Raw genomic sequence first — 23358 nt, 5'->3', positions numbered from 1 at the left:
ACCGAAAGGAAAGGCTAAGTCGTCGGGACAGAGCCTCGCTACAACGACAACCCCTCGGCTTCCGCGAATTCCGTCAGTTTCTTCCGGATCGAAACGCTGCCGGCAGGCGCCTCGAGCAGCGGCATCATGACCGCCTCGGCCTTCCTGGCGTCGAGGTCGAGAATCATCGCCTTCACCGGACCGTGGGCGGTGGCCGACAGCGACAGCGAGCGGTAGCCCAGTGCGATCAGCGCCAGCGCGCCGAGCGGCTTGGAGGCCATTTCGCCGCACAGCGATGCCGTCTTGTTCGCTGCCTGCGCCTTGCGCACGATGTCGCGCAGCGCACGCATGATCGGTGCCGACATGGTGTCGAACCGCTCGGAAACCTTGGCGTTGCCGCGGTCGACCGCGAACATGAACTGGAACAGGTCGTTCGATCCGACGGAAACGAAATCGACCTTCTTCAGGAGTTCGTCGAGCTGATAGAGCAGCGCCGGCACCTCCACCATGGTGCCGACGTCGATCCGTTCCGGCAGCGCATGGCCGTGCTGGCGCAGATAGGTCAGCTCGCGTTCGACGATCGCCTTGGCCTGGTCGAACTCGGCGACATCGGAAATCATCGGGAACATGATCTTCAGCGCGCGGCCGCCGCCGGCCCGCAGCAGCGCGCGGATCTGGCCGCGCAGTAAGCCCGGCCGGTCCAGCCCGAGCCGGATCGCCCGCCAGCCGAGCGCGGGATTTTCCTCGACCACGGTCTCCATATAGGGCAGTGCCTTGTCGCCGCCGATATCGAGGGTGCGGAACGTCACGGGCTTGGAGCCGGCGGCATCCAGCACCGTGCGATAGAGCGCCAGCTGGTCCGAGCTGCGCGGCAGGCTCTGGCCGACCATGAACTGCAACTCGGTGCGGAACAGCCCGATGCCGGCGCTGCCGGTGTCGTCGATATGCGGCAGGTCGATCACGAGGCCGGCATTGATCATCAATTCGACCGGCTGGCCGTCCTTGGTGACGCAAGGCCTGTCGCGCAGCGCCGCATACTGCGCCTGCCGTCGCGCGCGAAAGCGCACCCGCTCGGCATAGGCCGATTCGATCTCGGCCGAGGGGCGGACATAGATCGAGCCCGAAGTGCCGTCGACGATGATGGCGTCGCCGGGATCGGCGATGCCGGGGGCGTTCGGCACTTCGCCGACGGCGGGAATGCCGAGCGCGCGCGCCACGATCGAGACGTGGGAATTTGCGGTGCCTTCCTCCAGCACCAGACCGCGCAGCCGCTTGCGATCGTAGTCGAGCAGGGCGGCAGGCCCCATCGCGCGTGCGATCAGGATGGCGTTCTCGGGAAGCTGCTCACGCGACGGCGCATGATCCTGCCCCACCAATTGCCGCATCAGGCGATGGCCGAGGTCTTCCAGATCGTGCAGGCGGTCGCGCAGATAGGGATCTGTCGAGCGCAACATGCGTGCACGGGTATCGGACTGCACGCGTTCGACGGCGGCTTCCGCCGTGAGGCCGGTGGCGACCGCCTCATGCAATTTGTGCGACCAGCCGTGGTCGTTGGCGAACATGCGGTAGGCTTCCAGCACGTCACGATGCTCGCCGCCCTCGGCGACGTCGCCGCGCTCCAGCATGCGGTCAAGATCGGCGCGCAACTTGGCCAGCGCCGCGTCGAGCTTCTTGATTTCCTTCGGCAGGTCTTCGGCGATGTAGTTGGTGATGACGACGCGCGGCTCGTGCAGCACGACATGGCCGAGCGCGATGCCGTCGGACAGGATTGCGCCGGTCTTGTGCAGGGAATGCCCCGCCGCGGGTTCCGCGCCGGGCTGCGCCAGCGCCGCCAATTCGCCGGAGGCGATCATTTCCGCCAGCACCATGGCGGTGGTCTGCAGCGCCTCGACCTCTTCCTCGACATAGGTGCGCTTGGCACGGTTCTGGACGACCAGCACGCCGAGCGTGTTGCCGGCCCTCAGGACCGGCACGCCAAGGAACGAATGGTAGATTTCTTCGCCGGTTTCAGGCCGGAACGAGAACGCCGGGTGGCTTTGCGCGTCCGAGAGGTTGAGCGGGCTCGCCTCGCTGGACACGAGGCCGACGAGGCCCTCATGCGCGTTTAGCACCGTCCGGTGCACCGCGTCGCGATTCAGGCCTTCGGTGGCATAGAGTTCGAGGGTGTTATCGATGCGCAGCACATAACAGGAGCAGACCTCGGCCACCATGTTGGCCGCGATCAACACCACGATCTTGTCCAGGCGTTCCTGGGCCGAGACCTTCTCCGCCATGGTTTCGCGGAGCCGTCTCAACAAGACGCGGGGGCCTCCCGACGCGCTCCGCATGTGCTGGTATCCTCCCCCGCGAGTCCAGGCCGCCTGGTGGCGGCGGCTGGCGTGAAACGCACGAAAAACAACAATTTTATTCATTCGGCGCGGCCGCAGGCACCTGATCCCGGCCGAATCGGGATCGCCAAACCGTGGCGCAGTTTGCGGCAACCCACCTCACAGGCCGTATAGCCAATCGAGGCTTGTTTTGCCAAGCAAAACGCCTGCCAGAACCAATAACGTGTGTGTCAGCGCCGATGCTGCGCCAGCGAAGCGCGTGGTGTGCCAAAACGCGCCGGTTTGGCGATCAGACCATGCGCTAAATTTGAGAGAAAATCGTTCTAAGTCTGGTCGAGCCCGTAGAGCGTGTGCAGCGTTCGCACCGCAAGTTCGGTATAGGCGGCGTCGATCAGTACCGAAAACTTGATCTCGGAGGTGGTAATGGCGCGGATGTTGATATTGCGCTCGGATAGCGCCTTGAACGCCTTTGCCGCGACGCCGGCATGGCTGCGCATGCCGCTGCCGATCACCGAGACCTTGGAGACGTCCGTGGCGCTGTCGAGCCTGGCATAGCCGATCTTGCCCTTCGACGAGGTGATGGTGTCTCGGGCGCGGTTATAGTCGGAGGCCGGAACGGTGAAGGTGAGGTCGGTGGTCTTGCCGTCCTCGGAGACGTTCTGGACGATCATGTCGACATTGATGTTGGCGTCGGCCAGCGGCCCGAAGATCGCGGCGGCCACGCCCGGCTTGTCCTCGATCTGGCGCAGGGAAATCTGGGCTTCGTCCTTGGTGAAGGCGATGCCGGTGACGACGTGGCTTTCCATGATTTCCTCCTCGCTGCAGATCAGCGTGCCCGGCGGTGTGCCGTTGGGGTCGATATCCTCGGGCTTGTCGAAACTGGAACGGACGAACACCGGCATGTTGTACACCATGCCGAGTTCCACCGAGCGCACCTGCAGGACCTTGGCGCCCAGCGAGGCCAATTCCAGCATGTCCTCGAACGCGATCTTGTCGAGCCGCCGCGCCTTGGGAACCACCCGCGGATCGGTGGTGTAGACGCCGTCCACGTCGGTATAGATGTCGCAGCGGTCGGCGCGAATCGCGGCCGCAATGGCCACCGCCGAGGTGTCCGAGCCGCCGCGCCCGAGCGTGGTGATTCGGTTGGTCTGCGGATTGATGCCCTGAAAGCCGGCGATGACGGCGACTTCCTTGCGATCGGCGAAACGGTTGCTGATCTCCGTGCCGTCGATCTCGAGAATCCGCGCCGAGGCGTGGGCGTCGGAAGTCTTGATCGGGATCTGCCAGCCCTGCCAGGAACGGGCCTGGATGCCCATGCCCTGCAGCACGATCGCGAGCAGGCCCGAGGTCACCTGTTCGCCCGATGCCACCACGGCGTCATATTCGCGCGCATCATGCATCGGCGAGGCGTCGCGGCACCATTCCACGAGCTCGTTGGTCTTGCCGGACATGGCCGACACGACGACAGCGACATCGTGTCCGGCGTCGACTTCGCGCTTGACGTGACGCGCGACGTTGCGGATTCGATCGATATTGGCGACGGACGTACCGCCGAATTTCATCACGAGGCGGCCCATGACGACGCGTGCATTCCCTGTGAGGATAAGTAAGGTGACCCGCGCGGAAAGTGGAGCGCCCGGGCCGAAAGCGGCGTATACATAGCGGCGCGGTCCGGAGCAAGCAACCAGCTTCGTTTTCGGCCCAAAATAGCGCAAATGGCTGTAGTAGCGGGTTAATTCAGGGCGGGCGTATGGGCCGGTATATCGACGACATCCTGCAGCCTGGCGAGAAGGTGCTGTATTCGACCAACGCGCACTGGATATTTTTCCTGCCGGCGATCATCGGCTGGATTCTAGTGGGCGTACTCCTGGTGGTCTCGGGGTTGGTGCCGGCGGGCCCACCCGTACTGATCTGCCTGTCGCTGGCGGCGATTGCAGCCGTCGCCGCGTTGTACAAGACGGCAACCGCCTGGTTCCATCGCTGGACCACCGAGACCGACGTCACCAATTTCCGCGTCGTCCACAAGACCGGCTTTGTCAAAAGGCAGACGTTCGAGATGAGTGTCGACAAGGTTGAGAGCGTGGACGTCGACCAGAGCATCCTCGGTCGCATTCTCAACTACGGCGACGTAACGGTCCTGGGGGTCGGCGAGGGTGGAAAGACCCTCGATATGATCGCTTCGCCACTGTCGTTTCGCAATGCCATCACCGCACGACCGGCCGGTACGTAAACAATGGCTATGCAGCAAAATTCCTCCGCCAGTCTCTCCGGCACCGGCTCCACGGTCGACCCGGCCGAAGTCGCAAAATTTTCAAAACTGTCCGACGAGTGGTGGGACCCCAAGGGCAAGATGGCCCCGCTGCACAAGATCAACCCGCTGCGGCTCGCCTATATCCGCGACGCCGCATGCCGCAAGTTCGATCGCAACGCCAAGAGCCTGAGTTGCCTGTCGGGCCTGCGCATCCTCGATATCGGTTGCGGCGCAGGTCTGCTGTGCGAGCCGTTCACGCGGCTGGGCGCGCAGGTGATCGGGATCGATCCGTCCGCGACCAACATTGCCGCCGCCAGGCTGCATGCCGACAAGGGACATCTGTCGATCGACTATCGCTGCACCACGGTCGAGGCGATCGACCTGCGCGAGCGCTTCGACATCGTGCTGGCGATGGAGGTGATCGAGCATGTCACCGATGTCGGCGCCTTCCTTTCCCGCTGTGCGGCCATGGTCAAGCCGGGCGGGTTGATGGTGGTCTCGACCTTGAACCGCAACTGGAAGAGCTTTGCACTCGCGATCGTCGGCGCAGAATATGTGCTGCGCTGGTTGCCGCGCGGTACCCATCAATGGGACAAGTTCGTCACGCCCGACGAACTCGCCCAGCATCTCGCCAACAACAAGCTCGCCATCACCGAGCAGGCCGGCGTGGTCTATAACCCGCTCGCCGACCGATGGAGCATCTCGTCCGACATGGACGTGAACTACATGGTGGTGGCCGAGGGGGCGTGAGTTGATCCCAGCCCTAGCCACATAACCGGTGTCGTCCCTGCTTTCGCAGGGACGACAGCAGCTTTGTGGCGTGCGCGCAATCCTGTCATGACGCCGGTCCTGTTGACCGCGCCAATCCCACCCGGCACGGTGCGGCAGGTTCCTGCCGGTACTCCCCATGCTCTCCGTCGCCTCACTCTGGATTCCCTTCACCATCATCGCTGCGCTGGGCCAGGTCGCCCGCAATGCGATGCAGCGGTCGTTGACGGGGCCGCTCGGGACCTGGGGCGCGACCAACATCCGTTTCCTGTTCGGCTTTCCGTTCTCGATCATCTTCTTTGCGGTCGTGGTGGCGGTGACCGGCGACCCCATACCGTGGCCGACGGCGGTGTTCTGGCCGTGGTTGCTGCTGGGCGCGCTGAGCCAGATCGTCGGCACAGGCATGATGCTGCTTGCGATGAATGACCGTTCGTTCGTGGTCACGACGGCTTATCTGAAGACCGAGGCGATCCAGACTGCGATCTTCGGATTCATCTTTCTCAGCGACCATTTGACGGTGCTGAAGGTGATCGCGATCCTGATCGCGACCGCCGGCGTGGTCATCGCCGCGCTACGACCTGGCTCCGAGAAGGGCTTTGCGGATCTGAAACCGACACTGCTGGGCCTCGGCGCCGCGGCGGCATTCGCCCTGTCGGCCGTCGGCTTTCGCGGCGCGGTCATCGTGGTGCCAGGCGTCTCCTTCGTCACCGCGGCGTCCTACACGCTGGTGTTCGGCCTGTTCGTGCAGACACTGGTGTTGACGATCTACCTCCTGTTTCGCGCGCCGGACGTGCTCAGGAAGATTCTGGGACTGTGGCGGCCCTCGATGCTCGCGGGCTTCATGGGCGCGTTCGCCTCGCAATTCTGGTTTCTGGCGTTCGCGCTGACGGCGGCTGCAAACGTGCGCACGCTGGCGCTGGTTGAGGTGCTGTTTGCGCAGGCCGTGGCGTATTATTCGTTCAAGCAGCCAATATCGGCGCGGGAGCTGATCGGCATCGTGCTGATCGTCGCAGGCGTTGCGCTGCTGGTGGCGGCCTGATTCAGGATTAGTAGGGTGGGCAAAGGCGCGCTCGCGCCGTGCCCACTATTCTTGATCGCGCGAGACAATGGTGGGCACGCTTCGCTTTGCCCACCCTACGGATTCGCGCCGCGCATCAATTCCGGTCTTCCGGCAGCACCGGCAGCGGGGAAACCTCGACGCCCTCGTCGATCAGCGCGCGCGCCTCGTCCGGCGAGGCCTCGCCGTAGATCGGGCGATGCTCGATGTCGCCATAGTGCATCTTGCGCGCTTCGTTGGGGAAGCGCTCGCCGACATTGTCGGCGGTCTTCACGATATGATCGCGCAATTCCTTGAGCTTGGCGCGCAGTTCGCGCTCCTGCGCCATCAACAGCGGCGTCGATTCCGATGACGTCGTCACTTCCGCGGGCGCAGCCGGCGCAGGCGCGGCGGCCTCGCGGCCCTTCTTGGTCACGATCTGCGGGGCCATGATGGCGCGCTCGACCTTCACCGAGCCGCAGTTGGGGCAGCTCACCAGCTTACGCTTTTCCTGGCTTTCATAGGCCGCGGAGCTTTGAAACCAGCTTTCGAACGCATGGCCCTTCTCGCAGCGAAGGTTGTAGCGGATCATGCCGAACCCCGGACCAGGTGCAGATGCTCCGGGCCGGCCTTGGGGTCGGCGATACCGAAGCGCCTGCCATGCTGCAGCGACGGCACGGTTTTCCGCGCCGTCTCGACCTTGGATGTATCGATCTCCGCAAGGAACACGCCGGGCTCGACTCCGCCCTCGGCAAGAATCTCGCCCCAGGGCGCGATGATCAGCGAATGCCCGTAGGTCTCGCGCTTGTTCTCGTGCATGCCGCATTGCGCCGCCGCGAAGACGAAGCAGCCGTTCTCGATGGCGCGGGCGCGCAGCAGCGTATGCCAATGCGCTTCGCCGGTCTTTCTGGTGAAGGCTGAGGGCACGGTGAGGAACGACGCGCCGGCTTCAGCCAACGCGCGATAGAGCGCCGGAAAACGTACGTCGTAGCAGATCGTCAGCCCGATCCGGCCCCACGGCAGGTCGGAGATGACAGCCGTCTCGCCCGGCTGGTAATTGGCTGACTCGCGATAGCTCTCGCCGCCGGGCAGATCGATATCGAACATATGGATCTTGTCGTAGCTGGCGAGCAAATTGCCGTCAGGCCCGATCAGGAACGAGCGGTTGACGGCGCGCTCCGGCGAATAGCGCAGTGCCAGCGAGCCGATATGGAGATGGATCTTCAATTCCGCCGCCAGCGCGCGATAGGCCATGAGCGAGAGATCGTCTTCTTCAGAGACCAAATGCTCGAACAGCGCCTTGCGGTTCAGTTGCATCATGTTGCTCACCTCGGGGGTGAGCACATAGTCTGCGCCTTGCGCCGCCGCCTCGCGGATCAGCTTGGTGCCTTGCTCGAGGCTCGGCTCGGGCAACAGCCCGGTGCGCATCTGCACCATGGCGGCGGTAAAGGTCGAACCAGCGCTCATGAGGAGGCCTTTTCTCCCGCCAACATGGCGTCGAGCTTGCCCGCGCGATCCAGCGCGTAGAGCTCGTCGCATCCGCCGACATGGGTTGCACCGATGAAGATCTGAGGAAAGGTCGAGCCGTGGCCTGCGCGATCGTACATCTGCTCGCGGTAGGCCGGGTCGGTGGCCACGTTCAATTCGGTGAACGCGGCATTCTTGCGCGTCAGCAACGATTTGGCAGCGGTACAATAGCCGCAGCCCGGGCGGGTGTAGATTTCAATGGCGGTCATGGCGCGCTCTGGTTCGGAAGTACTTGAATTATATGGGAGCGCGGTGGGTGTCCACAACCCGCGCGAATACCAGCACGTCGACCTGCGCGGCCTTGGCGCGCAGTAGCGCCCGGGCGCAGGCGTCCGTTGTGGCGCCCGAGGTCAAGACATCGTCGATCAGGATGATGCGGCGGCCCTGGATATCAGCCATGCGATCGGCGGCGACCTTGAAGGCACCCTGCACATTGCTGGCGCGCTGCGCCCGGGACAGGCCAATCTGTTGTTCGGTCGCGCGAATGCGGCGGAGCGCCTCAGAGGCCAGTTTGACGCCGGTTTGCTGCGAAATCACCCGCGCCAGCGCGCCGGACTGGTTGTAGCGGCGGCTCCAGCCGCGCCGCCAGTGCAGGGGTACCGGCACCAGCACATCAGCCTCGTCGAGCAATTCCCGACCCGCGCGGGCCATCCAACGGCCCATCGCGGGCGCCAGATCCGTGCGGTCCTGGTATTTCAGCGAATGAACCAGCGTGCGGGCGACGTCGTCATAGCGCACCGCAGCGCGGGCGCGCTGGTACGCCGGTGGGCTGGCGATGGCCTCCATCGACAGCAATTCGGGACCCGGATCGTAGACAAAGGGAATGCCGAGCCGCGGACAGAACGGCGGTGCGATGAACGACAGTTTTGCCCAGCATTCCGCGCAGACGCCCTCGCCATCGACCGGCTCGCGGCAGGAAACGCACAGCGTCGGCAGCGCGATGTCGAGCGCGAGTTTTGGAAGATGCGCGAACGCGTCGCGGCAGGCGCTCAACGCGCCGCGCAGGTGGCTGACGATGGAGCGTGGTGGTGATGCCTCGGCGTCCATCGGGCGAGGCTAGCGCCGGCGGGCGGCGTGCTCAAGCGCAGGATTGCCAGAGAGAGCGGAACCAGCGTACCAACCGGCATGGTTTCGAACCCGACCGCCGCACCGATCCTGTTCGACCGCGCACTCTTGCGCGCGCGGATGGAACGCGCGCGGCGTGTCGGCCCGGTGACGTTCCTGCTTGATCGTGTCAGGGAGGACATGGAGGAGCGGCTGGCCGCGGTGATGCGGAATTTTGCCGATGTCGCCGATATCTGGACGCCGGACGAATTGCTGCGAAAGCCCATCGCTGATCGCTTCCAGTCGATCAGGCGCCTCGATCCCGATCAAATGGAAACGGTGGGCTTGCCGCCGCAATCGATCGATCTCGCCATCTCTGCGCTCGCGTTCCAGTTCGTCAACGATCTGCCCGGCGCGCTGGCGCAGATTCGCCGCGCGCTCAGGCCCGACGGGCTGTTGCTGGCGGCAATGATCGGCGGCGATACGCTGACGGAGCTCAGGCAATCTTTTGCGGCGGCAGAAGCCGAGTGCGAGGGCGGGGTATCGCCGCGCGTCGCGCCGTTTGCGGATTTGCGCGATATCGGAAGTCTCTTGCAGCGTGCCGGTCTTGCGCTGCCGGTCACCGACGTCGACCGCGTCGTGGTGCGCTACGACAGCGCCTTTGCGCTGATGGCCGATCTCCGGCGCATGGGCGCGAGCAATATTCTGATCGAGCGGCGGCGTACGCCGACCCGCCGCGCCACCATGCTGCGGATGGCACAGATCTATAGTGAGCGGTTCGCGGATGCCGACGGCCGCATCCGCGTCACCTTCGATATCGTCTGGCTATCCGGCTGGGCCCCGCACGACAGCCAGCAGAAGCCGCTGAAGCCGGGCTCGGCGAAAGCCAGCCTTGAAGCTGCGGTGAAACGGCAGTCAAACACCTAGGGCTGGGCTCATTAGAGCGCTCCAGCGAAGTGCACACCGGCTTGCGAAGCAAACGCATCAGAACAAGAATCTAGATTTCCGTTCCGATGCAATCGGAACGGAAATGGCTCTATCGCGAGGCGATTACCCCTTCGTCTCCTCCGGTTTCGGCAAGGGCGGTACCCGCTTTGCAAACTCGCGTCCAGGGTAGTGACGGCGGCAATAAGCGACGAGTTCGTCGATGAACGATTTGGCATAGGGCGCCAGAAAACGCTGCGGGTCCCAGGCCACCACGGTCCATCGCCCGATCGGCGCGCCGCTGTGCACCAGCGGCAAGGCGCGGACGCCAGCAGGTGGGACCTGGACGTTTGACGGCACGATAGCAACATCGTTGCTGGTTCTCGCCAGTGCGAGGAGTGTGTGAGGGGCTGCACTTTCGAGAATGACGCGCGGCTTGATATGCGCGACATTGCAGGCTGCATCGAACCATCCGCGAGATGCGTAATCCCGCCGCAGCAGCAGCAGAGACTCGTCGGCGAGTTCGGCAAGCTCCAGTTTCCTGCGGCTTGCGTAACGGTGGCTTGGCGAAACCACGGCAAGCAGATGGACCGGTGCAAGCAACCGCCGGTGATAGGCATCATCAGCGGCTGGAATGAGGGCGAGGTGAATATCGCCGCGTTCGAGCCGATCCGGAACGCGGGCGCCACCATCTTCGACCAGGTGGATATCCACGGATGGGTGTCGGCGCCGATAGGACGGCAGAAAATCGGCGAGCACTGTCTCCATGTGTTGGGTGCTGCTACCAACCCGCAACGTGCCTGCCTTTCCGACTTTCAGCGCGCGTGCACGCTCACCGAAGGACTCGATGTCCTGCAGGAGCCGGCGACCGCGTCGCAGCAAGTCCTCGCCTTCGGATGTCAGTTTGATCCGGCGGCCGACGCGATCGAACAAGGGAATTCCAAGCTCGGTCTCGAAAGCCTGAATTTGGCGAGAAGCGGCCGGCTGGCTCAGGTGCAGCCGTCCTCGAGCGAGGGCGAAGCCCCCAGCTTCCGCAATGACGACGAACGTTTGCAGGTGTCGAAGATTCATTTCAATGCAAGCCATGCATGAATTTGAGCATGATAATTGCATTGGACACATGAGACAAGCTGCTCCAAGCTTCTCGAAGCATCGGCACCGTCACCGCTGGCGGATGATCGAGCAGGCTTCGTCTCGCAAGGGCGACCGCGATGTTTGGAACCGAGCAATTCATCGCCGACTGCCGGGCAGCTTTCGCAGCAGACACGACCCATAAGGCAATTCGCGAGGCCGTTGCTCGCGCGATGTCCGAGCCGGCGGCGGTGCTGAGAGGGCTCGGTGAGCCGACACGCGCCGGAATCCGCGAACTTTTCCATTCTGATTCCCTGACGATCCTCAATGTGGTGTGGGCGCCGGGCATGATGGTGATGCCTCACAACCATCGCATGTGGGCCGTCATTGGCATTTACTCGGGCCGGGAGGACAACGTCTTCTGGCGACGCATTCCAGGCGACCCGAACAGGATAGAGGCCGCCGGGGCAAAAGCCTTGTGCGAGAAGGACGCCGTGGCGCTCGGTCCGGATGTCATCCACTCCGTTATCAATCCGATTGATCGGTTGACCGGCGCGATCCACATCTATGGGGGCGGCGATTTCTTCGCCGCAGAGCGCAGCGAATGGGATTCGTTGACGCTGGATGAGCACCGCCACGACCGCGAACGGACGCTCCGCATGTTCGAACAAGCGAATGCGCGTTACGAGGCAAGTCTGCGCGCGAAGGCCAGCTGAGCCCTGGGCACAGGGAAAGTAGAAGTGCAATCCGTAGCATCGCCGGGAGGATGGCATGCAGACGATGACGATCCCGCGTCGCCTCGCCGTAGCCGATGGCTTGGTCGCTCCCGGGTTCGTATGGTCTGCGCTGGATTGTCCGACCGGCTACGTAACCAAATACGCCCCCGAAACGGGGATTTTCAGCGGAAGGCCGATCCTGCTCGGGCGCCTCTCCGTGCACGCCGTCAGGATTTTGGTCGATCAGCAGGTTCAGCTCGGAAACAAATAGAGTTTGCGGCTGTCGGAAATGTCTACATCAGCAAATCGATCAGATGCGGGATCAGCGGAATGTCTGCGGGCGGCATCGGGTAATCGCGCAGCTTGTTGGCGCGGACCCAGGCCAGTTGCTGGCCCTCGCGCGCGATAGCCAGGCCTTCCCAGCGCCGGCAGATGTACAGCGGCATCAGCAAATGAAAGCCGTCATAGGCGTAGCTCGCAAAGGTCAGCGGCGCCAGGCACGGCTCGCTGACGTCGATCCCGATCTCCTCATGCAGTTCGCGGATCAGCGTCTGCTCCGGCCGTTCGCCGGGCTCGACCTTGCCGCCGGGAAACTCCCACAGGCCCGCGAGCGCCTTGCCCGGTGGGCGCTGTGCGATCAGCACGCGCTTGTCGGCATCGACCAGAGCGCAGGCGACGACGAGGGTGAGCTTGATGTCAGCCATGCGCCGCTGTCTCGCTCATGACCGGTAGTCGCCGTTGATCGCGACATATTCCTTGGTGAGGTCGCAGGTCAGCACGCGGTCGCGGCCCTTGCCGAGGCCGAGCGTGACCTTGATCTGGATCTTCGGGTTCTTCATCACCTCGGAAACCTCGGCCTCATTGTAGGACGGATCGCGCGCGCCACTCTTGGCGACGCGAATGCCGTTGAACGAGATCGAAAGCTTGTCGCGGTTGGCGGGCTCGCCGGCCTTGCCGACCGCCATCACCACGCGGCCCCAATTGGCGTCCTCGCCGGCGATTGCCGTCTTCACCAGCGGCGAATTCGCGATCGACATTGCGATTTTGCGCGCCGAGGCCTTGGTGGTCGCGCCTTCGACAATCACCTCGACCAGCTTTCGCGCGCCTTCGCCGTCGCGGGCCACCTGTTCGGCAAGATCGGCCAGCACCTCGCGGAACGCCTTGGCAAAAGCCTTCAGGCGCGGATCGCTGGCGCGGCTGATCTTTGGCGCGCCGCCGGCAGCGGCTGCGCCGGTAGCGAAGGCCAGCAGCGTATCCGACGTCGAGGTGTCGCTGTCGATGGTGACGGCATTGAAGGTGTCCTCGACGCCGCCCTTGAGCAGTGCCTGCAGCACGGCGGACGACAGCGGCGCGTCGGTGAACACAAAGGACAGCATGGTCGCCATATCGGGCGCGATCATGCCGGCGCCCTTGGCCATGCCGTTGATGGTCACCTTGGTCTTGCCGAGTTTCACCGTGGCGGTCGCGACCTTCGGGAAGGTATCGGTGGTCATGATGGCCTTGGCGGCGGCCATCCAGTGGTCGGGCGTGGCGGCCTCTGCCAGCGTCGCCAGCACGCCGTCGAATTTGGTGGCGTCGAGCGGCTCGCCGATCACGCCGGTGGAGGCGAGGAACACGTCGCCGGTGGTGCAGCCCACGGCCTTCGCGGCGGTTTGCGCGGTCAGCGCCGTCGACTGCTTGCCGGTCTTGCCGGTGAAGGCATTGGCGTTGCCGGAATTGACCACCAGCGCGCGGGCTTGTCCGCGGCCGAGCTTGGCGCGGCACCATTCAACGGGAGCAGACGGGCATTTCGATTTGGTGAAGACGCCGGCGACCGTGGTGCCCTTGTCCATGACGGCGAGCAGCACGTCGGTACGGCCCTTGTAGCGGATGCCGGCGGCGGCGGTGGCGAGCTTTACGCCGGCAATCGCGGGCATTTCGGGGACATCGGTCGGGGCGAGGGGGGAAATGGTGGTGGACATGCGGGCACCTTCTTCGACCAGATCAACCATAGCCGGACCTGCGCCGGCATCGACGTCTTGAGGGCCTAGCAACCAGTCCCCGGACATGGAATGGCCGGGCGCTTCGGCCCGGCCATGACGATGGTCAATACTATCGGTTCCGCAGAAGGGACAGCGATTTTTTACTTCTTCGCCGGCGCCATCTTGGAATCCGCGGGCTTTGCGGCATCCGGCTTGGCTTCGGTCTTGGCGGCTTCCGCCGGCTTGTCCATGCGCTCGACCTTGGCGGCTTCGCGCAGCTTGGCGACGTACTCGGCCTGGGCCTTGCGCGTCACATAGGTCTCGATCTGGGCCTTGACCTGCTCGAAGTCGGGGGCCTTGCGGGCGCGCTTTTCCTCGACCTTGATGATGTGCCAGCCGAATTGCGACTTGACGGGGTCGGAGACCTTGCCGGGTTCGAGCACGAACGCGACGGCGGAGAATTCCGGCACCATCTGTTCCTTGGTGAAGAAGCCGAGATCGCCGCCATCGGAGGCGCCGGGGTCCTTGGACTTCTTCTTCGCCAGTTCGGCGAAGTCGCCGCCCTTCTTAAGCTCTTCCGCGATCGCCTTGGCCTCGTCCTCGGTCTCGACCAGGATGTGCCGGGCGTGAACTTCCATTTCGCCGGTAATCTGCTTGGAGGCCTCCTCATAGACCTTCTTCATGGCCTCTTCGGTGGTCGCAGCCTTGCCCTCGGTGGCGAGCAGGCTGTCCATCAGAAGGCGGCTGCGTGTGAACGCCAGGCGCTTCTTGAAGTCCTCGGAGTTCTCGACTTTCTTGTCCTCGGCGGCCTTGGCGACGATTTTCAGGTCGATCAGGAAGGCCAGCACATTGTCCTTCTTGGTCGCCGGGTCCATCTGGGCGAGGCTGGGGCCGAGTTCCTCTTCGGCGAGGGCGACGTCGCTCTGGCGGATCTCGACACCGTTGACCTTGGCGAGAACGGGGTTGTCCTGGGCACGAACCGGCAGGCCGGCGGCCAAAATCGCAGCCAGACAGGCCGTGGCGGCCAGGGAGGCGAGGCCGAAGCGCAGGCCGGTTTTCGTTTCCGGGAACGAGGTGGTCATGGAAAATCCTTGTCTTGAAGAAGGGGGCGGCAAAGGCGGCGGGACACTCGCCCAATCATACGGCCTTGGCAACGCGAAAAGTCTGTCAAAATGATGAATTCGTTGACAGATGGACCCACGTTGACAAGGCCCCGACCCAGCCATATCTGTGCCGGAACCTCCAGCGGCGATAGCGCTTATTTTGCTGCGCTTTTTGCCGTTGAACCTTGGATTGCTTAATTCCCACTCATTAGGCGGATGATGCCCCGGAACGGGTATTTGCCGCGATGTGTCACGGTGAGTTGATAGGCAACCTGGTGGTCCACGGCACGGCTCGCAACGCAAGTAACGGCAAAGGCAGGAATTGGCATGATCGGCGCGCTCGCCCGCAAGTTTTTCGGCTCCGCCAACGACCGGCGGGTGAAGGGTTATCAGACCCGCGTCAACGCCATCAACGCGCTTGAGCCCGAGCTCACCGCGCTTTCCGACGAAGCGCTGAAAGCCCGCACGGCCGAATTCCGCCAACAGCTCGCCGAAGGCAAGACGCTCGACGACATCCTGGTGCCGGCCTTCGCCACCGTGCGCGAGGCCGCCAAGCGCACCCTCGGCCAGCGCCATTTCGACGTCCAGCTGATCGGCGGCATGGTGCTGCACGAGGGCGACATCGCCGAGATGAAGACCGGCGAAGGCAAGACGCTGGTGGCCACGCTCGCGGTCTATCTCAACGCGCTGGCCAGCAAGGGCGTCCACGTCGTCACCGTCAACGATTACCTCGCCCGCCGCGATAGCGAATGGATGGGCCAGATCTACCAGTTTCTCGGGCTAACCGTCGGCGTGATCGTGCACGGGCTCGACGATTCCGAGCGCAAGGAAGCCTATTCGCGCGACATCACCTACGGCACCAACAACGAATACGGCTTCGACTATCTGCGCGACAACATGAAGTACCGGCTGGAGGACATGGTCCAGCGCGGCCATTTCTACGCCATCGTCGACGAAGTCGACTCGATCCTGATCGACGAGGCGCGCACGCCGCTGATCATCTCCGGTCCGCTCGACGACCGCTCGGAATTCTACAACACCATCGACACCTTCCTGCCCAAGCTCGACAAGACCGATTACGACGTCGACGAGAAGCAGCGCACGGTGACGCTGACCGAAGCCGGCATGGAGAAGATCGAGACGCTGCTGCGCGACGCCGGACAGCTCAAGGGTGATTCGCTCTACGACGTCGAGAACGTCTCGGTCGTTCACCACATCAACCAGGCGCTGCGGGCGCACTCGCTGTTCACGCGCGACAAGGACTACATCGTTCGCGACGGCGAAGTCATCATCATCGACGAATTCACCGGTCGCATGATGCAGGGCCGCCGCTATTCCGAAGGACTGCACCAGGCGCTGGAAGCCAAGGAGCACGTCCAGGTCCAGCCGGAAAACCAGACGCTGGCCTCGATCACCTTCCAGAACTATTTCCGGATGTACGAAAAGCTCGCGGGCATGACCGGTACGGCGCTGACCGAAGCCGACGAACTGTTCGACATCTATAAGCTGGAGGTCGTGGAAATCCCGACCAACGTGCAGGTGGCGCGTCTCGACGAGGACGATGAAGTCTACCGCACCCAGAACGAGAAATACGCCGCGATCCTGGCTGAGATCGAACGCGCCAACAAGCGGCTGCAGCCGGTGCTGGTCGGCACCGCCTCGATCGAGAAGTCGGAGGTGTTGGCCGATTATTTGAAGAAACACGGCTACAAGCAGATCGATTTCGGCGCGGAATCCGGCATGGAGAAGCTCTACGCCGCGGCGCGGGCGGGCAAGCCTGCAAAGCTGTTTGCGGTCCTGAACGCGCGCTTCCACGAACAGGAAGCCTATATCGTCGCCGAAGCCGGCGTCCCCGGCGCGATCACGATCGCGACCAACATGGCGGGTCGCGGTACCGACATCAAGCTCGGCGGCTCGCTCGAGATGCGGATCCAGCAGGAGACCGCTGACATCACCGACGAGGCCGAGAAGGCCGCCAAGATCGAGCGGATCAAGGCCGACATCGAGCGCTTCCGCGAGATCGTGCTGAAGGCCGAGGACGTCGTTGAAGTCGAGCCCGCCAAGGGCAGCAGGCCGGCCAAGACCATCACCAAGCCGGGCGGGCTCTACATCATGGGCTCCGAGCGGCATGAATCCCGCCGCATCGACAACCAGTTGCGCGGCCGTTCCGGCCGTCAGGGCGATCCCGGCCGCTCAAAATTCTTCCTGTCGCTGGAAGACGATCTGATGCGGATCTTCGGATCCGACCGGCTCGACAGCATGCTGCAGCGGCTCGGCCTGCAAGAGGGCGAGGCCATCATCCATCCCTGGATCAACAAGGCGCTGGAAAAGGCGCAGCAGAAGGTCGAAGCCCGCAACTTCGACATCCGCAAGAACCTGCTCAAGTTCGATAACGTCCAGAACGACCAGCGCAAGGTGATCTTCGATCAGCGCGTCGAGCTGATGAAGAGCGACAGCGTGGCCGACATGGTCGCGGACATGCGTCATGACTTCATCGACGACATCGTCGTCAAGCATGTGCCGGAACACGCCTATGCCGAGCAGTGGGATGTCGCGGGCCTCAAGGATGAGTTGAAGCGCGTGCTCGACGTCGACCTGCCGGTCGAGGAGTGGGCCAAGGAAGAGGGCATTGCCGACGAGGAATTGCTGACGCGGATCGAGCAGCGCGTCGACGAGCACATGGCGGCCAAGGTGGCGCAATGGGGCCCCGACGTGATGCGCTACGTCGAGAAGACCATTCTGCTGCAGACGCTGGATCACCTCTGGCGCGAGCACCTTATCATGCTCGATCATCTGCGTCAGGTGATCGGCTTACGCGGCTATGGCCAGCGCGATCCGTTGCAGGAATACAAGTCGGAAGCCTTCGGCCTGTACGAGGCAATGACCGCGCATCTGCGCGAGGCGGTGACGGCGCAATTGATGCGCGTCGAGATCGTGCCGCCGGAAGAGCAGCAGCCGGCGCTGCCGCCGATGGAAGCGCACAAGTTCGATCCGAATACCGGCGAAGACGAGATGGCGTTCGCCAGCGCCTCGCTGGTGCCCGAGACCGCTGCCGCCGACCGCGACCCCAAGAATCCCGCAAGCTGGGGCAAGGTCGGCCGCAACGAGGATTGCCCCTGCGGAAGCGGCAAGAAGTACAAGCACTGCCACGGCAAATACGGCTGAGCCCACTCTGCCGCATCGGTGGGCGGGGCTTCTACGCCGCGCCCGCCGGCTTCTCACCCCTCGGTTTCGTCTGACGGCTGAACTCGCGCTTCGAGGGCGCGATATCGCGCCGGCTCGGCCGATTCGGGATTGAGTGACGCGGCGATGCCCGCAAGCGCCCGGTCTTTGAGGGCATGTAACGGGTTGTTTAGGAAGTTATGTCCAATTTGGCGATTGCGCACTGCGCGAATGGCCACGGCGCACCCATAGGATCCTTCCCGGGGCTCCATCAGAGGACAGCGTCTTGCAATCCATATCCAAGATTAACGGCCGCTATTACCTGGCGATCTTCGTGCTGGCGTCCGCGACGCTATCCTACCAGATCCTGATAACGCGCTTCTTCAGCGTGATGCTCTATTATCATTTCGCCTTCGCCGCTATTTCACTCGCCATGCTCGGGCTTACCCGCGGAGCGATGGAGGTCTACGGCAAGCCCACACGTTATACGTCCGAACGGGTTGGCGTCGAATTCGCACGCCACGCATCGTGGTTCGCACTCAGTAGCGTTGGCGCAATGGTCGTGCTCCTGTGCACGCCGCTCATAGTGCCCACCGACGCCGTGACGGTCGTCCTTGTGCTGGCAATCCTCGCCTTCGTGTGGCCTTTCACCGAAGGTGGCGTTTGCATAACGCTCTTGCTGACCCGTTTGCCATATAGCGGCGGATGGCTCTATGCAGCCGATCTCCTGGGGGCCGCAGTTGGTTGCCTCGGCGTGATCTTTCTGCTGCTGGTGATCGATCCCGTCAGTGCGACATTATGGATTGCAGCCCTCTCTGCCGGCGTGGGCTGGATTGTCATCCGGAACAGCGACGAGGTCCGTACCCTTCGCTTGAGCGGTGCTGTCGCGTTGGCGATGGCCGCTGCGGCCATGGTGCATACCGGCCTCGACCTTACCGGCAACAGCCACCTCGGCGTGTTCTGGGCCAAGGGTGAGGAACAGGCCGGTACGCTGTTCGAGCGCTGGAATACCTATTCACGGGTTCGGGTGAAGGAGTGGCCCGAGAAAACCCCGGTCGGCTGGGGATTTGCCCGCCCGTCCGATGCCAGGGTTGACCAGCATTACATCGATATCGATGCCGATGCAGGCACGGTCATCACCAGGCACGACGGCGACATCGGCAAACTCAGCTACCTGAAAGATGACGTCATCAATGGTGCCTACCTGGTGCAGCCGGCAGCCGACGTCGCTGTCGTCGGTGTTGGCGGCGGCCGCGACATCCTTTCTGGACTGGTTTTCGGCGCCAAGCAGATTCGTGGCATCGAGATCAATCCGGCGATCTTTGAGGTGCTCACCGAAAAATTCGCCGGTTTTGCCGGCCATCTCGAGCGCCAGCCCGGCGTTTCCCTGGTCAATGCCGAAGCGCGAAGCTACATCAACCACTCGCCCGAGCGCTACGACCTGGTTCAGATTTCACTCATCGATACCTGGGCGGCGACGGCGGCGGGCGGCCTGACGCTGACGGAAAACCGCCTCTATACCGTCGATGCGTGGGATGATTTTTACCGCGCACTGAAGCCAGGCGGGCTGCTGTCGGTCTCGCGCTGGTACAAGGGAGACAAGTACCGCAGCGAATTCTATCGGCTGGTCGCGATCGCAGCCAGCGCCTTGCAGCGCAAGGGCGTGCCGGCCGCCGAGCTCCGGCATCATGTTGTCGCGCTTAACGTGGGCAACATCGTAACGGTCATTACGCGGCCCGACGCGTTCACCGATGCGCAATGGCAGGAGGCTCGCGGAAGGCTCGAGGCGCAGGGATTCAAGATATTCCTGGGGCCGGACGTCGCCTTCGATGCCATCACCTCGACGTTGCTGTCCGACAAGGCGGACGCGGCATTCTTCGATTCCCTGCCGGAGAACATCGCTCCATCGACAGACGACAAGCCGTTCTTCTTCTTCACTTCCCGCCTCGGCGATCTCACGAACATGTATCCGTGGGGAGCGATGGACAACAATGTCGCGGTCAGCATGACCGGCTTGCTCATCATCGTCGCGCTCCTTGCCTGCGGATACTACATCGTGCTGCCCTTCCTTGGACTTGCGAAGCGGATGCCGTTGTCGACGCTGACGCCGCCGATGGCCTATTTCAGCGCGATCGGGATGGGCTTCATGCTGATCGAGATCTCGCAGATGCAGCGCCTGATGGTCTTCCTCGGCCATCCCGTCTACGGGCTGAGCGTGGTGCTGTTCACGATTCTTCTTTTCGGCGGCATGGGCAGCGCCACAGTCGGCGCGGATACCCCTCGGCCGCGTGCCATCGTGTGGAGGGTGACGGTCCTCCTGATCACCATCGTGGCAGCCGGGCTGCTAACGCCACTGGTCACCACTTGGACGCGGTCGCAACCAACCGACATGCGCATTCTGGTTTCCGTCCTGCTGCTGGCGCCCCCGGCGTTCTGCATGGGGATGATGTTTCCGCTCGGCCTCAATATCTGGCGCCGTCATGAAGCGCTGTTGCCGTTCTTCTGGAGCACCAACGGAGTGACGTCGATGCTGGCGTCGGTGCTGGGTATGGCCCTGTCGATCCAGTTCGGCATCGCCAAGACCTATGCGCTCGGCGCGTGCTTCTATGTGGTCTGCGCCATCGCGATCGTCGCAAGCCGACGGGCTGACCTCGTCGCGCCTGCAACCAAGCCGGTCACCGGCGTCGGCCTCGTGCCACAGGATGAAACGGTTTCATGACTCGACCGCGCTCTGAGCCGCGGGCGTCGTTGCGATAAATTGTCAGGGAATTCCGAAGTCGCCCGCTTGCGTTCGCGGGCATGACGACGCTTGGGTGCGGCAGCAAGTGAAGCCGTTAGTTCACAGCCCCGAAGCGGCTGTCGAATGAGTTCGTCGACCCCACGACAACATTGGTGGCGGGGGATCGACCGCCACCAATGTTTAGATGAGCATGTCCGGCGGCCGTCAGCACCAATGCCGGAGCCGCACCGGTCATTTAGCCGCCGGGCGGCTTGTACGAGCTACGAAGCTGGGCCGCTTTTTGCCGAACTTGCACGATTTCGTCCTGCGTCCAGAGCCGCGTGAGGCTTACATTGTGCATGGCGCCGGCTGCGATCACGGTGCCTGATATCGCCGGTGCTGAGCTGGGATCGGGCACATCGAAGATAACGAGGACGCCGGGCCCGTCGGTAGCGGTGCTATACATCGAGAGCAATTTGCCGCCGGCCGCTTCGACCAGCTTTTTTGCTGCTTCGTAACGACTGACTGTGGGATTTTCCATAATGCCGTTGAGAGCTTTTGGCGTGTATTGTCCGGTCATACAAAAATGCATCATGTCCTCCTGTTGGGGCGTGTTTGATCGATGAGGCGCTAGCCTCTCTTCCGGCTCAAATGAAAAGCGAGCCGGCCCAAAACCTGGAGATGAAGGAATTTAGCCCCGCCGTGGGCATGATGCCGCTAATACGCCGCGGGCCTTCGGCACTACCCGCTGGCGGCCTGTGGTTAGCCTACATCAACTGCATACCACGCGGAAGAAGTCATGCATCGGCGGCGAAAGCATTCTGTTACCAGCAAGCCAGTCCGAGACAAGCGCCAATGACACACTCAAAAGTTTGGGGCGCTGCGAAGCACAGCGGGAAAATGAAGACGCATTGTTGAGCAGCGTAACGGATCAGGCGTCATCACCCGCGATGAGCAGACGAACCATTGCACCACGCTGTCTGTGTTGAATTCACCGTCACTAATCGCAAATGCGCTCTCGCGACACATGACGGCTCTTGTTGTTCAGGAGTCTGCGAAGGCGCGTCCCGCTTACTTCACAGCGCCGAAGCGGCTGTCAAATGAGTTCGGCGGCACGATCGGCGCGGAGCCCGACACCTGATTGTCCTTGGCGGCGGGGGCCGGAGCTTCCGACACAGACGGTCTCAACGACGGGCGGGCGGCGGCCTGTTTGGCGTCCTGTTTCGGCGCCGTGGCCTTCGGCGCGGTTGCGTCCGGCCGCGGCGGCTCGTTTCGTTTGGCTTCGTTCACCTTCGGCTTCGAAGGCGGCGTGCTTGCGGTAGCTTCAGCCGCGCCGCCAATACCGACCTTGCGGGCGAGGTTGGAGAAGAACCCTTCATCCTGGGCCGCCGGCGCTGCATTGGCGACGCGCGTTGGCGCCGCGGCAGGGGCGGGCGCCGGGGCTGCGGCAAGCTTCGGCGGTTCCGGCGCACCCATCAGCAGATTATCGGAGGGCGCCTTGGGCGGATTGACGTGGGAAGGAATGGTGCCGGGGGCGCGCGCCATCAGCGACAAGGAGCCGTCGCCGGCTTCCGAAAGACCGGTGTTACCGTCGGGTACGCGCGCGGCGAATACCCTGTGCATGCCGCCGTCGATGCCGGTGTTGGTGCGGGCGACTGGCGTTCCCTTGGCAATCAGCCGCGCGGTCTCGGCGAGGTCGGTGGCCTGCTTGTCGCGCACGGCGTCGGCGACTTCGTCGGGAATCACATAGGCCGGGCACTTGGCCGAAGCATCGAACACCAGGTCACGTGTCGCGTTCGGCGCTTTGACGGCATCGAACACGTATTTCTTTTCGCAGAAATCGACCTTCGGCTCCTGCTTCGTCACCTCGAAATGATCATTGCCTTCCTTGATCATCTTCCAGAACGGCATGTTCGGATTGTTGCGGTGCTTGGCCATGTTGGCCGCCGTCATCTTGAACGGATAGGCCTGCAACTGGAACGATTTCTGGCCGCCGAAGAAGGATTCGCGACCCAGCGAATAGATTTCCGCGATCTGCTCGTCGGTCATCGCGTAGCAGCCGCGCGAGGAACAGTCGCCATGCACCATCAACTGCGAGCCGGTGCGTCCCAGCGCCTTGTCGAAGGCGTTCGGATAGCCGGTGTTGAAGGAGAGATAATAGGCCGACTGCGGGTTCATCTGCGCCGGCGAGATCGTATAGAAGCCTTCCGGCGCCTGGCGGTCACCTTCGCGGACCTTGGGGCCGAGATCGCCCGACCAGCGGCAGATCGGATATGTCTTGAGCAGCGCAAAACGGCCGGAGCGATCCTGCTTCCAGATCTCCAGTTCGGCTTCCTGCTTGAACAGGCGAACCAGGATCGGCGACTGCAGATCCATGTCTTTCGCCGTCATGTCGGCGATCAGCTTTGGCGGGACCGGCTGGTTGGCCTTGGCGTTATTGGCCAGCGAGATGTCTTCGCCGTTGCAGCTTGCCAACAGCGCGCCTGCGCCCGCGAGGGCAGCCGACGTGACGAGCGCGCGAACCAGCGAACGGTTAATCAAAGGCTAAGCTCCACACCCACCGGGCATTTTCGCACCCCAAATCACAGCGAACATGTCCTGAAGCCAATGCATAAAATAGTACCCTTTGACCTTCTGCGCCGCAACCCGAACGCGATGCGCCGGCCGCTTCCACAGCAGGCATGGTCAATAGAGTTTAAAGACCGCGTCTGGGCCTAATTAGGGCCGAATCAAGTGATCCGATGAAATAAAGCACCATTAAGGCGGCGCT

At 63.1% G+C, this 23358-nt stretch carries 20 protein-coding genes; 8 read left to right on the top strand and 12 right to left on the bottom strand.

Going from position 1 to position 23358, the window contains the following annotated elements; translation table 11 throughout:
• Nucleotides 1–38: 38 nt before the first annotated feature.
• Together ptsP and ACVWVY_RS04415 are read right to left on the bottom strand one after the other, a co-directional pair.
• Nucleotides 39–2306: a phosphoenolpyruvate--protein phosphotransferase gene (gene ptsP, locus ACVWVY_RS04420; RefSeq protein ID WP_456625235.1), complete on the bottom strand. Its 2268-nt coding sequence runs from the start codon at nucleotides 2304–2306 to the stop codon at nucleotides 39–41.
• Nucleotides 2307–2629: 323 nt separating this feature from the next.
• Complete coding sequence (locus ACVWVY_RS04415; RefSeq protein WP_456625234.1) at nucleotides 2630–3883, bottom strand: aspartate kinase; 1254 nt, start codon at nucleotides 3881–3883, stop codon at nucleotides 2630–2632.
• Nucleotides 3884–4056: 173 nt separating this feature from the next.
• On the opposite strand from ACVWVY_RS04415, the gene ACVWVY_RS04410 reads away from it, so the two are divergent.
• The 3 genes from ACVWVY_RS04410 to ACVWVY_RS04400 all read left to right on the top strand — a co-directional run bounded on the left by ACVWVY_RS04410 (nucleotide 4057) and on the right by ACVWVY_RS04400 (nucleotide 6364).
• Nucleotides 4057–4536: a PH domain-containing protein gene (locus ACVWVY_RS04410; protein WP_456625233.1), complete on the top strand. Its 480-nt coding sequence runs from the start codon at nucleotides 4057–4059 to the stop codon at nucleotides 4534–4536.
• Between the two features lie 3 nt (nucleotides 4537–4539).
• A complete protein-coding gene (gene ubiG, locus ACVWVY_RS04405; RefSeq protein WP_456625232.1) occupies nucleotides 4540–5307 on the top strand; it encodes a bifunctional 2-polyprenyl-6-hydroxyphenol methylase/3-demethylubiquinol 3-O-methyltransferase UbiG in 768 nt (255 codons plus the stop codon).
• Between the two features lie 157 nt (nucleotides 5308–5464).
• The gene (locus tag ACVWVY_RS04400) at nucleotides 5465–6364 is read left to right on the top strand and encodes an EamA family transporter (protein WP_456625231.1); all 900 of its coding nucleotides are present in this window, start codon (nucleotides 5465–5467) and stop codon (nucleotides 6362–6364) included.
• A gap of 115 nt (nucleotides 6365–6479) precedes the next feature.
• Here ACVWVY_RS04400 and ACVWVY_RS04395 read toward each other — a convergent pair whose 3' ends face one another.
• From ACVWVY_RS04395 to ACVWVY_RS04380, 4 genes are read right to left on the bottom strand one after another with little or no spacing between them, the layout of a single operon-like run.
• Nucleotides 6480–6953 (bottom strand): DUF1178 family protein, encoded by a 474-nt coding sequence (locus ACVWVY_RS04395; protein ID WP_456625230.1) that lies wholly within the window; start codon nucleotides 6951–6953, stop codon nucleotides 6480–6482.
• Nucleotides 6950–7828 carry a carbon-nitrogen hydrolase family protein gene (locus tag ACVWVY_RS04390; protein WP_456625229.1) on the bottom strand — a complete coding sequence of 293 codons (879 nt, stop codon included), beginning with the start codon at nucleotides 7826–7828 and terminating at the stop codon, nucleotides 6950–6952. The genes ACVWVY_RS04395 and ACVWVY_RS04390 overlap by 4 nt, the downstream gene beginning before the upstream one ends.
• Nucleotides 7825–8097, bottom strand: coding sequence for a glutaredoxin 3 (grxC, locus tag ACVWVY_RS04385; protein ID WP_456625228.1), 273 nt, complete (start codon nucleotides 8095–8097; stop codon nucleotides 7825–7827). Before grxC ends, ACVWVY_RS04390 begins: the two co-directional genes overlap by 4 nt.
• A 28-nt stretch (nucleotides 8098–8125) precedes the next feature.
• Complete coding sequence (locus tag ACVWVY_RS04380) at nucleotides 8126–8935, bottom strand: ComF family protein (protein WP_456625227.1); 810 nt, start codon at nucleotides 8933–8935, stop codon at nucleotides 8126–8128.
• A 78-nt stretch (nucleotides 8936–9013) separates the two neighbouring features.
• Here ACVWVY_RS04380 and ACVWVY_RS04375 point away from each other — a divergent pair, with 78 nt between their 5' ends.
• A complete protein-coding gene (locus ACVWVY_RS04375; protein WP_456632098.1) occupies nucleotides 9014–9859 on the top strand; it encodes a methyltransferase domain-containing protein in 846 nt (281 codons plus the stop codon).
• Nucleotides 9860–9982: 123 nt separating this feature from the next.
• Here the strand turns inward: ACVWVY_RS04375 and ACVWVY_RS04370 are convergent, their stop codons facing one another.
• Entirely contained in the window at nucleotides 9983–10927 is a 945-nt protein-coding gene (locus tag ACVWVY_RS04370) for a LysR family transcriptional regulator (RefSeq protein WP_456632097.1), read from the bottom strand.
• A gap of 140 nt (nucleotides 10928–11067) precedes the next feature.
• On the opposite strand from ACVWVY_RS04370, the gene ACVWVY_RS04365 reads away from it, so the two are divergent.
• Nucleotides 11068–11643 (top strand): hypothetical protein, encoded by a 576-nt coding sequence (locus ACVWVY_RS04365; protein WP_456625226.1) that lies wholly within the window; start codon nucleotides 11068–11070, stop codon nucleotides 11641–11643.
• 55 nt (nucleotides 11644–11698) lie between these two features.
• Nucleotides 11699–11914 (top strand): hypothetical protein, encoded by a 216-nt coding sequence (locus tag ACVWVY_RS04360; RefSeq protein WP_456625225.1) that lies wholly within the window; start codon nucleotides 11699–11701, stop codon nucleotides 11912–11914.
• Nucleotides 11915–11936: 22 nt separating this feature from the next.
• Here ACVWVY_RS04360 and ACVWVY_RS04355 read toward each other — a convergent pair whose 3' ends face one another.
• The 3 genes from ACVWVY_RS04355 to ACVWVY_RS04345 all read right to left on the bottom strand — a co-directional run bounded on the left by ACVWVY_RS04355 (nucleotide 11937) and on the right by ACVWVY_RS04345 (nucleotide 14686).
• Nucleotides 11937–12347, bottom strand: coding sequence for a (deoxy)nucleoside triphosphate pyrophosphohydrolase (locus tag ACVWVY_RS04355; protein WP_456625224.1), 411 nt, complete (start codon nucleotides 12345–12347; stop codon nucleotides 11937–11939).
• A 15-nt stretch (nucleotides 12348–12362) separates the two neighbouring features.
• Nucleotides 12363–13604 carry a bifunctional glutamate N-acetyltransferase/amino-acid acetyltransferase ArgJ gene (argJ, locus tag ACVWVY_RS04350; protein WP_456625223.1) on the bottom strand — a complete coding sequence of 414 codons (1242 nt, stop codon included), beginning with the start codon at nucleotides 13602–13604 and terminating at the stop codon, nucleotides 12363–12365.
• 161 nt (nucleotides 13605–13765) lie between these two features.
• On the bottom strand, nucleotides 13766–14686 hold the full coding sequence (locus ACVWVY_RS04345) for a peptidylprolyl isomerase (protein WP_456625222.1): 921 nt from the start codon (nucleotides 14684–14686) through the stop codon (nucleotides 13766–13768).
• A 348-nt stretch (nucleotides 14687–15034) separates the two neighbouring features.
• Here ACVWVY_RS04345 and secA point away from each other — a divergent pair, with 348 nt between their 5' ends.
• Both secA and ACVWVY_RS04335 read left to right on the top strand, forming a co-directional pair.
• A complete protein-coding gene (gene secA / locus ACVWVY_RS04340) occupies nucleotides 15035–17872 on the top strand; it encodes a preprotein translocase subunit SecA (protein ID WP_456625221.1) in 2838 nt (945 codons plus the stop codon).
• A gap of 283 nt (nucleotides 17873–18155) precedes the next feature.
• Nucleotides 18156–20588 (top strand): hypothetical protein, encoded by a 2433-nt coding sequence (locus ACVWVY_RS04335; protein ID WP_456625220.1) that lies wholly within the window; start codon nucleotides 18156–18158, stop codon nucleotides 20586–20588.
• A 256-nt stretch (nucleotides 20589–20844) separates the two neighbouring features.
• Here the strand turns inward: ACVWVY_RS04335 and ACVWVY_RS04330 are convergent, their stop codons facing one another.
• A complete protein-coding gene (locus ACVWVY_RS04330; protein ID WP_456625219.1) occupies nucleotides 20845–21180 on the bottom strand; it encodes a GYD domain-containing protein in 336 nt (111 codons plus the stop codon).
• A 479-nt stretch (nucleotides 21181–21659) separates the two neighbouring features.
• Nucleotides 21660–23129 (bottom strand): L,D-transpeptidase family protein, encoded by a 1470-nt coding sequence (locus tag ACVWVY_RS04325; RefSeq protein ID WP_456625218.1) that lies wholly within the window; start codon nucleotides 23127–23129, stop codon nucleotides 21660–21662.
• Nucleotides 23130–23358 lie beyond the last annotated feature (229 nt).

Source organism: Bradyrhizobium sp. URHC0002 (assembly GCF_054059515.1).
This window is presented reverse-complemented; position numbering and strand designations above follow the sequence as displayed.